The sequence below is a fragment of the Marseilla massiliensis genome (assembly GCF_023336985.1).
Lineage (GTDB): Bacteria > Bacteroidota > Bacteroidia > Bacteroidales > Bacteroidaceae > Prevotella > Prevotella intestinigallinarum.
On sequence record NZ_JAMBLP010000015.1, the window covers coordinates 45,691 to 59,004 of the forward strand.

A 13,314-nucleotide genomic window follows, 5' to 3' on the forward strand; every position below is an offset into this window, starting at 1 on the left:
ATTGAATGTTGGTGAAATTACTTTTTATTTGGTGAACACTAAACATAAAACGCCGCCATGGGCCCTTTTATTGCTCATTGTCATCATTTATTGCTTATTATTATCAGTTTCTTGGTCTTCGACGTGTAGCTGCTGCCATCGCAACTTGCGCGCACCCGATACAGGTAAACGCCCGTGCCGAGGCGCCGGCCGCCGCCCACGGTGAGGTCCCAGTCGATGGTCAGCACGTTGTCGGTGGGCACGTCGGTCTCTGAATAAGACCACAGGTGGCGCCCGCTCATGTCGAACAAGTCGAGCACTACGTCAAGCTCGCTGCCGATGCGGTCGTGGATGATGCGGAATGTCGTGGCCGTGACGGCGGGATTCTCGGTGCATTCAACATCGATGATGGACGGTTCGACGCCTCGCGCCACCCTGAACGTAAGCTCGGAGGTCGAAGAGTTGTTCAGCACATCCCACGCCCTGAACTGCAACCTGTGCTCCCCTTCCGACAGGGTTGGTATGCTGAAGCCTATCGTTCCGCTCTTGTAACTGCCGAAATCAAACGAGAAGTAATCGTTGAGCACGTAAGTCTGCGACATGTCGCCGTCGATGATGAGCTGCAAATCATGGCCCACGCCACCGCCGGAAGCGTTGATTCCGTCTTCGTCAGACACCTCAGCGACGAAATACGGCGTGGGATTGACGTACGACCCGTTTGTAAACGACGACGAATTGAGGTAACAGTATATCGCCGGGCCGACGGAGTCAGGGCTGAGCTCGGCCGAGCCGTTGAACGTAATGGCCGAGCTTGCGCCGGCGGCAGTCTTGGTGCAGTCGTCGTTTACGGCATAGATGTTTATCAGACCGTTGCCGTCGCTATACATAATGTCCTTTGGCACGACGAAAGAAAACTCAAATTGGCCGTCCGACACAGTGTTTGAACCTTTGAAAACCACGCTTGAACGGTCGGTAAACACAAACGCCTCGTCAGAGCCGTCGTTCGGATCGGTGTTGTTCAGCTTGCATACGACCTCTTGCTCCGCATCGCTCACCGTTGCCGTCAGGGTGCCGTTGAAGCCCGAAGCGGTGGCATTGCGGTCGAGGATGCGCCCCCTTACCACAACCTCCGAGCCGGCCCCGAGGCGAACAGTGCCGCCTTCGCCAACGGCAACGCCACCGATGCTGTCGACCACAGCACCCAGAGTGGGCATTGCCAGCTTCATCGCCGGGTCGCCGAGCAGCGTAAACTGCAATTTGTTTACGGTAACGTCACCCCCCGACTGGGCCTCGACGAGATACACCTTGGCCCTGCGAGCCGCCTCGCCGACAGAGACCAAACCCTCCGAATCGTCGAGCAGCTCGCGCATGAAGGCCATGTTCATGTTCTCGTTGTAGCTTGTGAATACAGTGCGGGTGGTTCCGTAGAATGCCACGGCGCCACCTCTCGGGTTGAGGACGGCAGCTTCTCCGATGTTGTCTTCAAGCCCGTCATAGGGCAGGATGTCGCATGCCGCGGTCACCCAGAGCGGAAGGTTGGACGAGACAGCGCTCTGGAAGTCGCTCAGCACAAGCACCTGCTCGTGAGAAATGCTGTTGGCTGAGCCATGTCCGTTGTAGTTCATCACAAGCGCCCCGTTGGCCATGTACTGCTTTACCAGCCTCACCACATCGGGATAACTGTTGCCCGTAGAAGTGACCTCGCGGTTGTAGGCATCCCACATTATCTTCCTCACATTGTACTGCGGATGGTCTGCCATCACCATGTTGGCCACCCTGTCGGCCGTGACCATGTGCACATTGTTGTTTCCGTCGTCGCCCATGAGCACAATAGTGTTCTGCCACGCCCCTGCATTGGCATTGCTCATATACTGCTCGAGCTTGTCGAGCATTATGCCGGCCTCGGTTGCCGTCCTGACGGGGAAGCGGCCGACAGCCACGTCGGGCTTTCCGTAGCACGAATAGCGGCTGTTGCCGTCCTGGATGGTCTCGCCATCGTCGAGCATGCAATAGAAATCGTCAGACACATAGCAGTCTATGTGGTTGTAAGAGTTGTCACTCTCGAAACAGAGCAGGAAGTCGTCGGGCGAGTATCCCCGCCATCCCTGTGTGACCATGCGGTTGTCCCAGGCGCCATCGCCGAACAAAACGAGATACTTGGGCATGTCGGCCTCTGTCTCGGCACGGTCGTACAGCATCTTCATATAGCGCCTGTAGGCAGTGGCATCAGGCGTTCCGCTCGAAAACTCGTTGAAAATCTCGTCGGCAGGCACTATCCTCACCCGCATAGAATCGGCCTGCTCATGCAATGCGGCCAACCTTTCGGCCTGCTCGCGCAAGTGTTGCGACGTAGAGATGATTATCACCATGTCGGCCGGCCCATGGGCATGCAGGTCCTGGTTGGTGATGTTATAGACATACTCTGGCACCGGGAACGACGCCGACGACAGCCTCGGGGCCTCTTTGGGCTCATTGCTGTGAAGAGCGATATAGTCGAGGCGCATGGTTCCGCCCGACGTCTCGGTGATGGTAATTTTGTTAGACGAGGTGAGGTTTGACACGCTGTACTGCCCCGAGCTCACCCGCATGGCATCGTATTCGCCGGAAGACGATATGTTGATTGTGCCCACAACACTGTCGTTGACGCTCACCGTGGCCGACGATGCGCCATAGGCCGACAGCACGACGCGCACCGAACCGCGCCCCGAAGTGGATGGGCTCGACAGCTGGTAGTCGCAGGCTGTGCCCAGGGGCAGCACCTGTGAGTCGTAAAGGTTGCGCCCGCCTTGATACCAAGCATAGTCGTCAACCTCGTAAAGGGTGTTGTAGTCGTCGCCCGAAGGATAGAAAGAGCTTGCGAATGCCGCGCTGTCGAGCGTGGCGGCAGGCTCATCGCCCTCTGTAAGGAAGTAATAGCCGTAATCAGAATAATAGTTTCGCACACGGTCGTTTGATGACGACCAGCTCACAGGGCCGCGCGCATAGAACAGCCGGCGTCCGCCAACAGTGCACGTAGGCAGCTGCTTGAGGTCGTCGGTCTCGGTGAGATAATCGCCCGTGAGCGCCTCGGGCTGCAGTTCGCCGCCATACCCGTATATCCTGACACGCTCAAGCGAAGAGAACCCCGCGCGCCTGACAAGCTCGTCGGTAAGCTGATATACGCCGCTCGAAGGAACGCGAATCTTGGCCCACCTACCGCTGTTCAATACTGAATGCTCAGCATATCGAGAGGCCGCAGAAGCCACCGAAGCGCGCGAAGAGACTCGTTTCATTGCCGTATTGGCTGCTTTCGCAACGATGTTCAGCTTAAAACTCACCAGCTTCTGGTATTTACCGTCGCGGAACACGAGCGGTATGAACGACACGTCGAGCGAGCCCTGCTTGCGCTCAACGCCTATCTTGGAAGTCACCACGGGCATGGCCGGCAGCGAATCAGACGTGATTGCCTTGTAGCGCCGCACGTCGGCTTCGGTCATGTCTACAAATTCGGGATATTCTATTGTTACGTCATAAATCGAATCTCTGTAGTTGCAGCCTATCTTATGCGAATAAGCAAAGCGCGGCAAGAGCGTATCGATCTTGACATGCTCGGCAGTCAAGTCGAAGAAACCCTGCGCGGCGGCATGGCCCGAACACCACACAAGAGCGGCAAACAACAGGAAACAGAATCTATTCATCACATCATTTACAATTAAATTCAAGCACCTTGCGGTCGGCAATGTATCCCTCAAGGTGGTCGTCGATGCTCACCGGCGTGGCCTTGGCGGGCGCGCCGGTAAATATCATGTCGCCCGTCTTCAGCGTGAAAAAGCGGCTTATGTAAGCAATCAGGCCATCGATGGGGCAAAGCATGTCGCCGGTGTAACCCTCCTGGGCCGTCTTGCCATTGACGTCGAGGCGGAAACAGAGCGACGCCACATCGATGAAAGCCGCCTTGTCAACCCACTGCCCTATGGCCGCAGAGCCGTCGAAGCCAGTGGCCAGTTCCCACGGCATGCCACCGGCGCGCAGCCTCTCGAGCACATCGCGGGCAGTAAAGCCTACCCCGACGGTCACGGCATCATAGTAACGATGGGCAAACCTCTCGGGAATGCACTTGCCGAGGCGGCATATCCTGACCACGAGTTCGGCCTCGAAATCCACCCGCTCGCACCAATCGGGCACGAAGAAGGGCTTCATGTCCTTAAGCAACGCCGAATCGGCCTTGGTGAACACCACCGGTTCTACATTATTATATAACGCTGTTTCAGCCCCGATATTGTGTTGGGGATAGTTCATTGACAAAGCAAAAATCTTCATATAGTCATCATCTGAGTACAATACCTTTGCGCCGGCTGGGCCAACGCCGGGCCAAAGTTATTTAAAATTTCCGAGAAAGTGACAACAAACGGCAATGTTTTTTAATGCCGCCATCGCTACAGCCGTCCTACCACTGATGTGCAGTGGCAATTGGCGGGCAGGGCCGCCGAAATTAGGCGACCTTGCAAAATACGACACTGCCCAATGGCAAAACTGCCTGACGGCATTGCGAACAGACTACAAACAAACCCGCAGAGCAACAATTCGCTGAAACAATACGGTCAATCAGGCCTTGCAATAGCCACTGCCCCGCAATTTGAAAATAACGGACACAGATTGCACAAACATGCATACGCACAGGCCAAACGGCACATACTGGTCTGCAAAACGACCCGTCCGGCCTTGCAGAACGGGCCTTTCCGGACAACAAAACGGCCCGTTTTACAACACTCAGCAACACAAGCCATTGGGCGAGACACACCATGCGGCAAAATATTCTTACATCCCTTTACGCCACACCGCCCCATGGCGTGCAGACTGCCACACGCCCGTCGGGTGGAGGCAGGCATTAGTTTGGCCGCCAAAACAAAGTCGGGTACAAGCCGGCATACGCAATTTACACTGCACGCCATGCCACTGCGATTGGAAAACAAAACCACGGGCAGGGTTTACGAAAGCCCCTGCCCGTGGAAGATATGTTATGAAAAAAATTACAGTCCTTACTCGGCGCGGAGTGTGAAACGCTTGAACGCAACCACAGTCAGGTCCTTGTCGGCAGCCTTCAGGTAGTCTGAAACGCTCAGCTTGCTGTCCTGTATAAACTCCTGGTTGAGCAGGCAAGAGTCCTTGTAGAACTTAGCCATACGGCCCTTTGCGATGTTCATCACCATCTGCTCGGGCAGGTTGGCAGCCTTCTGCTCAGCTGTAGTCTTCTTGAGCTGGCGAATCTCTTCGGCCTGAGCCTCGGTGATGTTGCCCTTCTGGATGCCTTCGGCCAAGTGTTCCTCGTTCTCAGCGATGTAAAGGTTGAACCCGGCCTTCTTCAGAGCGGCCTCAACAGCCTTCTGCACCTGCTCTTCCTTTGTCTTCTCGATGGCCACCTTCAGCTCAGTGTCCTTCACTTCCTGGGGTACGCTGGCCTCGTCGAGAGCCACGGGATTCATTGCAGCCACCTGCATGGCAACGGCGTGAGCCTGCTCCTCGGCGGGTTTGTTTGTCTGAACCATGGTGCAGAGCAAGTGCTTGTTCATGTGGTCGTAAACCGAAACGTTGTCACCCTCGATGAAGTTGTAGCCATCGAGCTCCATCTTCTCGCCGGTGATGCCGGAGCGAGCGATAACGGCGTCCTGAACCTTTGTGCCGTCAGCAATGGTAAGTTCCTTTACCTCGTCGAGCGACTTGGCCTTGGCAGCCACGGCAGCATCAAGTATGTCTTGTGTCAGCTTGATGTAATCAGCGCCATTTGCAACAAAGTCGGTCTCGCACTTCAAGGCGATGATGGCGGCAAAGCCCTCGCTTGCCTTTACGAGCACGCATCCGTTGGAGGTCTCGCGGTCGCTGCGCTTGGCTGCGATGGCCTGACCCTTCTCGCGGATTATCTCCATTGCCTTGTCGAAGTCGCCCTCAGAATCGGTCAGGGCCTTCTTGCAATCAGACAGACCGGCACCGGTCATCTTGCGGAGTTTCTGTATATCTGCTATTGAAACAGCCATAATTATTCGTTGATTAATGGTTTGTTGTTATTTGCTTTTGTTGTAAGCAACAGGCCGTGGGCGCCGTTCCCCGACGCAAGGGTGGCCCCTGCGCCGTCATGACAGCCAGCGGCGGCCTGCAGCAAAGACTCTCGTCAAGCCTCGGCGGGAGCTTCCTCGGCAGCCTCCTCCTCGGCGGGAGCGGCAGCAGCGGGAGCGTCCTGGGCAGCCTTGGGGGCATCCTTGCGGGCCTTGCGGGCACGCTTGGGCTTGTCCTCGCCGGCCTCAGCCTGTGCCTGTGCGGCAGCCTCGTCGGCCTTCTCGGCCTTGCGCTCCTCCAAGCCCTCGGCGATGGCGGCGCAGCAAGCATTGAGTATCACCTCAACGCTGTCCTTGGCGTCGTCGTTGGCCGGTATCACGAAGTCGATGTTCTTGGGGTTAGAGTTGGTGTCCACGATGCCGAACACAGGTATTCCGAGGCGGTTGGCCTCCTTCACAGCGATGGCTTCCTTGAGCACGTCGACCACGAAGATGGCCGACGGCAGGCGGGTCAGGTCAGCGATAGAGCCAAGGTTCTTCTCGAGCTTGGCGCGCTGGCGCGAAATCTGCAGCAACTCACGCTTTGAAAGGTTGGCGTATGTGCCGTCGTTCATGAGCTTGTCGATGTTGGCCATCTTCTTTACAGCCTTGCGGATTGTGGGGAAGTTGGTGAGCATGCCGCCCGGCCAACGCTCTATCACATAAGGCATGTTGACGCTGGTAGCCTTCTCGGCAATCACGTCCTTTATCTGTTTTTTAGTAGCTACGAACAGGATCTTCTTGCCTGAACGTGCAATCTGCTTCAGCGCATCGGCAGCCTCGTCAATCTTAGCCACCGTCTTGTGGAGGTCTATGATGTGGATTCCGTTACGCTCGGTGTAGATATAAGGAGCCATTGCGGGGTTCCACTTACGGTGCAAGTGGCCGAAGTGGCAGCCAGCCTGCAGCAGCATATCAAAGTTTGTTCTTGACATTGTTCTCTAAAATGTTTTGTTTGTTGTTTACTTTCTTTTTTATTCTATGATTAGAATCAGCCTGCCGGTAATCGGTTGCGGTTGCCCTGCCCTGCCCATCGGCGTGAGCCTGTCGGACGGCGGGCATGGTCTGGCCTGACCGGCCGCAGCAGAGTCCTGCAGGTTTAGATACTAAACGATGTCCAGTTTTCCTTGTCCCGGCCATGGCGGTTGCCCGTCTGTCAGGCAGCTTGGCCCGGCATGCGGCACTGCCCACAGCCCGTGGCACCCAAGCGGGACGCCAACGAGGAATTAACGCTTACTGAACTGGAAGCGACGACGTGCCTTCGGACGACCCGGCTTCTTGCGCTCTACAACGCGAGAGTCGCGTGTGAGGAATCCGTGATCCTTGAGGTTCTTCTTGTCTTCGGCATTAACCTTTACGAGGGCGCGTGCGATTCCGAGGCGCAGAGCCTGGCTCTGTCCGGTGAATCCGCCACCGTCGAGGTTGGCCTTTATGTCATACTTGCCCTCAACCTCGAGCAGCTGCAGGGGCTGCTTAACCACATACTGGAGTATGGCAGAGGGGAAATATTCAGTTAAGTCTTTCTTATTGATAGTAATCTTGCCTGTGCCTTCGGTGAGATATACACGAGCCACGGCGGCCTTGCGGCGGCCAATTGCGTTAACTACTTCCATTATCTGAATGCTTATTTATACTGGTTAATATCTATTGTCCTTGGCTTCTGAGCCTCGTGCTTATGCTCTGTGCCCTCATATATATAGAGGTTGTTCATCAGGCTGCGGCCTAACGGGCCCTTGGGGAGCATTCCCTTCACGGCATGGCGCAAGATTTTCTCCACACCGTCCTTCTGCTTGCGCAGCTGGGCGGGCGAGTTGAAGCGCTGGCCTCCGGGATAACCAGTGTAGCGAGTGTAGACCTTGTCGGTCTCTTTCTTGCCGGAGAACACCACCTTGGCGGCGTTGATGATGATAACGTTGTCTCCACAGTCAACGTGAGGAGTAAAGTTGGGCTTATACTTTCCACGCAACAGCTTTGCCACCTTTGAGCAAAGGCGACCCACTATCTGGTCGCTTGCGTCGAGCACAACCCACTCTTTCTTGGCTGTTTCCTTGTTAGCGGAAATAGTCTTGTAACTTAAAGTGTTCATTTTAACTTTTAATTTTACTACTAAAAAACATTTGTTCATTATCGCCTGCGGCGTTGCCACAGGGTTGGACGGCGATTCACTAACCGCCAGGCCTGGCCAAAGACATGGCTATTAACACACCGCCCTATGGGGACTCTAAGGATTATCCCCGCAATAATCGGTCTGCAAAGGTAGTATTTTTCTCCATAATAAAATGTGATTGGACGCCGGCGCGACCTTTGTTTTATATTTATTTAACCTTTGCCGGGCGGTTTATGACCTGCGGCGGGGCTTCGGGCGTTGCGCCAAGCATGTTGCGATGGCAGCCCGGAATGCTGCCGCGGCCATGGTGCAAAAGCCCTGCGGCAGCTTGGCCAGACTGTTCAGACGTAAACAAACATTACCTACACGACGGCTGCCGCGCCCACCCGGGCAACGCGCTGTGGCACAAGCACTTGAACAGACATGCCGGAATGCCTTGCAATACGGGCCATACTGACGCGCCAAACGGGCCATACGGCAGTGCGAAACGGGCCGTTTCGGAGCGCCATTTGGCCGGCACGGCCCGGCCGGCCGCAAGTTGTAAACAAACAAGACGGTCAGCCCTTGCGCCCGAAGTCGGCGGGCACCTCGCCCCACTTCTTCGTTTCCCACTTTATTATGGGCGTTGTGTAGGCGTGGGTGGCCAGCCAATGCTCCGCCCTGGCTATGATATCAAAGAGCTGGGCGGTTTGTGGCGTGCGCTCGAGCTTGGTCTTGCACTTCCGCTTATTCACCCAAAGGATGGCGTTGTAGCTGTCTGAATAGATGGCCTTTCGCAACTTATGGCGGTCCATGAGGGCAAGGGCATGCACTATGGCGAGAAACTCGCCGATGTTGTTAGTGCCGTACACAGGCCCGAAATGAAACACCTGGGCGCCTGTGGCCAGGTCGACGCAACGGTACTCCATGGGCCCCGGATTGCCGCTGCAAGCCGCATCGACAGCCCAGGCGTCTGCCCTCACCTCCATCGGCAACGGCAACACGGTGTCAGTCCTGTAGTCCGGAGGATTCTGATAATTCATAATTCACAATTCACAATGCAAAATTAAAGGACGGGGCAATTGATGATTCACCATGCACAATGCACAGTTTATCGATGGAACAATTGATAATGCACAATTCATAATGCGCAATTGGATTGATGACAGCGCGTGACAACCACGTGCCTTGCGGTTAAGCATGCCACAACCGCTTGCCACGACAACGCCTATGATGCGGGCGCCATGGTGCGGAGCAAGTCGTCAAGCGCGCTGTTCACCGCCTAACGACAAACAGCCGGCTTGCTACTCTGCAGCTTACCGCGCAGCCAATCATGCATTATGAATTGTGCATTATGCGTTGACTCACATTCTTTCGGGCACCTCTATGCCGAGCAGTGCCATGCCGTTCTTTATGGTCTTGGCCACATTGCGTGCCAGGACGAGGCGCAACACCTTCTTTGCGGCATCTGGTTCCTTAAGGATTGAGTAGTCGTGATAGAACTGGTTGAACTCTTTCGTGAGCTCGTAGCAGTAGTTGGCAATGCCGCTCGGGCTGTAGTCCTTGCCGGCCTGCTCCACCGCAGCGCCAAACTCGTTGAGCTTCTGTATCAGTTCCACTTCCTTGTCTGCCAGCTCCGCCCCTGCGGCATCGAGCTTTTCGGGCACAGCTACGCCTTCGGCCTCGGCCTTGCGCAGTATGCTGCGTATGCGCGCATGGGTGTATTGTATGAACGGGCCGGTGTTTCCGTTGAAGTCTATCGACTCTTCGGGGTTGAAAAGCATGTTCTTGCGGGCGTCAACCTTGAGTATGAAATACTTCAGCGCGCCCATGCCCACGATGCGCGCAATCTCGTTTCGCTCCTCCTCGCTGATGTCGTCAAACTTGCCGAGCTCCTCGCTTGTGCGGCGGGCCTGCGCAATCATCTCGGCAATCAGGTCGTCGGCATCGACCACGGTGCCCTCGCGGCTCTTCATCTTTCCGTTGGGCAGCTCCACCATTCCGTAGGAGAAGTGCACCAGTTCCTTGCCCCACTTGAAGCCAAGCCTGTCGAGCAGTATCGAGAGCACCTGGAAATGGTAGTTCTGTTCGTTGCCTACCACATATATCATCTTGTCTATCGGGTAGTCGTTGAAGCGCATCTCGGCCGTGCCTATGTCCTGTGTCATATATACAGACGTGCCGTCTGAGCGCAGCAACAGCTTCTGGTCGAGCCCGTCGGCGGCCAGGTCGGCCCACACGCTGCCGTCTTCGTGGCGCTCGAAGAGGCCCTTTGCCAGCCCTTCCTCTACCTTGGCCTTGCCCCTCAGGTAAGTGTCCGACTCATAATATATCTTGTCGAAGCCAACGCCGAGAGCCTTGTAGGTCTCGTCGAAGCCGGCGTACACCCACGAGTTCATCTTGCGCCACAGCGCACGTACGTCCTCGTCGCCCTGCTCCCACTTCACCAGCATCTCGTGGGCCTCCTTTATCAGCGGTGCCTCCTCCTTGGCTTTCTTCTCCGCTTCGTCGGCCGCCATGCCCTCGGCCACATACTTTGCCGCAAGCTCCTTTACCTCTTCGCGGTAGTGTTTGTCGAAGGCCACATAGTAATCGCCTATCAGATGGTCGCCTTTCTTGCCGCTCGACTCAGGCGTTTCGCCGTTTCCCCACTTAAGCCACGCCAGCATCGACTTGCAGATATGTATGCCTCGGTCGTTCACGATGTTTGTCTTCACCACGCGGTTGCCGTTGGCCTGCATTATCTGGGCAAGGCTCCAGCCCAGCAGGTTGTTGCGCACGTGGCCCAGGTGCAGTGGCTTGTTGGTGTTCGGCGACGAGTATTCTATCATCACCAGGGGCGCGTCGGCAGCTGCCTTGCGCTCTCCGTATGCCGGGTCGGCGTCGATGTCGTTGAGCAGCTCCACCCATGCCGCCTTTGACACTACAAGGTTGAGGAAGCCCTTGACCACGTTGTAGGATGACACTGCGGTGCAATTGTCAACAAGGTAACGGCCAATCTCCTCGGCCGTCTCTTCGGGTTTCTTCTTTGAAACCTTGAGGAATGGGAACACAACCAGTGTCAGGTTGCCTTCAAACTCACGCTTGGTCTTCTGCAACTGAACCATCTTGTCGGGCACGTCCTGCCCATATATGGCCTTGATGCCGGCTTTCACGGCATCGGCAATCATTGCTTCAATATTCATAAATGGTATACCTTATAATATATTACGTTCCGGAATGTGCCTGCAAAATTACGAAAAATATGGCAAACAGCAGCCATTGCACACTGTAAAAATGCAGCCCCGGCCTACGCCCACGCCTCAAGCGGCCCGTCGGCCAAGGGGCGGGCGGCAGCCAGCGCCACCGGCCATGGCTGGCGGCATGTGCAGGCTGTGGCCACATAGATGCCACCCTGGCGCCCCCGGCCGCAATCCACCATGCCCTCTGGCAGCACCCGGCATGACGCCGCACCGCCCAACGCCACCAACACACTGGCACTCAATGCGTTACAATACGGGCCGTTTTGAGTTGCGAAACAGCCCGTATTACATTGCCGAACGGCCCGTATTGCAACGCCGAACGGCCGATATTGCAACGCCCCCCTGCAAGGACAGGCCCACCACTTGGTGCCGCCGGGGCTGCGGTTTACCCCCGGGCCATGCGCCCGCAGGCTTGGGCAGGGTGCATGCAACAATGTTTCGGCCGCACGCCAAAAGCCCATGGCGGCCCTGCATAAGGGCGGCAAACGTACGATAATGCAAGTTTTTGTACGATATTACACAACCAATGGGCATTTATTGACGTATATTTGCAACCACAACCATAAACAAACGAACAACAACAAACGCAATGAAGAAACTACTAAAAGCCACACGCCTGCTTGCCGTCACAGCCATGGCAATAGTCACCATGCAGGCCGGCGCACAGCTGCCCGAGGCCATCGAACCGGTGGAAGCGCCTTTCGACATGCCCCAGCCCGTGCGCCCTTCGTTTCCCGACCGCTCGCTGAGCATATCGAAAACCGGAGCCAGACAGGGCAAGATGGCCACCAAGGCCATACAGAAAGCCATCGACCGCATTGCCGGGCAAGGAGGGGGCACAGTCGTTGTGCCCGAAGGGAAATGGCTTACGGGCCGCATCGAACTGAAAAGCAATGTGAACCTGAGGGTGGAAAGGGGCGCCGAACTGCATTTCAGCGGCAACGTGGACGACTATCAGCCGGCGGTTCTCACGCGCAACGAAGGCATCGACCTCTACTCCATGGGGGCCATGGTTTACGCCAACGGCGCCGAGAACATTGCAGTGACAGGCGGGGGGAAGCTCATTGCGCCCGAATACGACTGCGAACTGACACGCCGCATGGACAAGGGAATAAGCGACTCGATATGCCGAGTGCCGCTCGCCGACAGGGTGTTCGACGGCAGCAACGGGGCCGACATATTCATGCCGGTGTTCTTCGGGCCCGTCAACTGCAGGAACATCCTGGTAGAAGGGGTCACCTTTGAGCGCTCCATATTCTGGAACATCGTGCCGGTGTACTGCGAGAACACCATCATCAGGGGCGTCACCGTGAGCAGCCACGGCCACGGCCGCACCGACGGCATAGACATAGACTCGTCGGTCAACTCGCTCATCGAGTACACCACGCTCGACTGCGGCGACGACTGCTTCACGCTGAAAGCCGGAAGGGGCGACGACGGAGTGGATCGAGCGCGCCCTACCGAGAACGTGGTCATACGCCACTGCACCGTGAAGCGCGGCGTGGGCGGCATCACCATAGGCAGCGAGACGGCGGGCATGGTACGCAATGTCTACGCCACCGACGTGACGATGGAGGCGCCGAAGTTCCCAATATACATCAAGACACGGCGGCCCAGAGGGGGCGGATGCGACAACGTATGGCTTGAGAAGCTGCACATAAAGTCGTGTTCGGGCACGGCAATCAACTTCGACATGCTCGGCTCGCGGCGCTGGGTGGGCAACCTGGCCGACCGTTTGCCGGCGAGGCCCATAGGAAAGCTCACGCCGAAATTCGCCAACCTGACATTCAAGGACGTCACCATCGACGAGTGCAAGACGCTCATCAACGCCAAGGGGCTGCCCGAGCAGCCAATAGAAAACCTGACCCTCGACAACGTGAAGGCCCCCACCATGAGGATGACACTGCAAGACGTGGGCAAGATAACCATCAAATAGCAC

9 protein-coding genes are annotated in these 13,314 nt (G+C 56.4%); 1 reads left to right on the top strand and 8 read right to left on the bottom strand.

All coding sequences use genetic code 11. The features are described 5' to 3' along the window. Positions 1-83 precede the first annotated feature (83 nt). The 8 genes from porU to argS form a co-directional block, all read right to left on the bottom strand. Positions 84-3,656 (bottom strand): type IX secretion system sortase PorU, encoded by a 3,573-nt coding sequence (gene porU / locus M3089_RS10880; RefSeq protein WP_249084087.1) that lies wholly within the window; start codon positions 3,654-3,656, stop codon positions 84-86. A gap of 4 nt (positions 3,657-3,660) precedes the next feature. Beyond that, entirely contained in the window at positions 3,661-4,278 is a 618-nt protein-coding gene (locus tag M3089_RS10885; protein WP_249084089.1) for a fumarylacetoacetate hydrolase family protein, read from the bottom strand. Between the two features lie 719 nt (positions 4,279-4,997). Further along, positions 4,998-5,990 carry a translation elongation factor Ts gene (gene tsf, locus M3089_RS10890; RefSeq protein ID WP_205107924.1) on the bottom strand — a complete coding sequence of 331 codons (993 nt, stop codon included), beginning with the start codon at positions 5,988-5,990 and terminating at the stop codon, positions 4,998-5,000. 134 nt (positions 5,991-6,124) lie between these two features. Continuing rightward, a complete protein-coding gene (gene rpsB / locus M3089_RS10895; protein ID WP_249084092.1) occupies positions 6,125-6,982 on the bottom strand; it encodes a 30S ribosomal protein S2 in 858 nt (285 codons plus the stop codon). 291 nt (positions 6,983-7,273) lie between these two features. Then, positions 7,274-7,660: a 30S ribosomal protein S9 gene (rpsI, locus tag M3089_RS10900; protein WP_205107929.1), complete on the bottom strand. Its 387-nt coding sequence runs from the start codon at positions 7,658-7,660 to the stop codon at positions 7,274-7,276. An 11-nt stretch (positions 7,661-7,671) separates the two neighbouring features. Continuing rightward, positions 7,672-8,133, bottom strand: coding sequence for a 50S ribosomal protein L13 (rplM, locus tag M3089_RS10905; protein ID WP_205107931.1), 462 nt, complete (start codon positions 8,131-8,133; stop codon positions 7,672-7,674). Between the two features lie 578 nt (positions 8,134-8,711). After that, the gene (locus M3089_RS10910; RefSeq protein ID WP_249084093.1) at positions 8,712-9,176 is read right to left on the bottom strand and encodes an RNase H family protein; all 465 of its coding nucleotides are present in this window, start codon (positions 9,174-9,176) and stop codon (positions 8,712-8,714) included. Positions 9,177-9,497: 321 nt separating this feature from the next. Continuing rightward, positions 9,498-11,318 carry an arginine--tRNA ligase gene (gene argS, locus M3089_RS10915; protein ID WP_249084096.1) on the bottom strand — a complete coding sequence of 607 codons (1,821 nt, stop codon included), beginning with the start codon at positions 11,316-11,318 and terminating at the stop codon, positions 9,498-9,500. A 646-nt stretch (positions 11,319-11,964) separates the two neighbouring features. Here argS and M3089_RS10920 point away from each other — a divergent pair. Next, positions 11,965-13,311 carry a glycoside hydrolase family 28 protein gene (locus tag M3089_RS10920; protein ID WP_249084099.1) on the top strand — a complete coding sequence of 449 codons (1,347 nt, stop codon included), beginning with the start codon at positions 11,965-11,967 and terminating at the stop codon, positions 13,309-13,311. Positions 13,312-13,314: the final 3 nt, after the last annotated feature.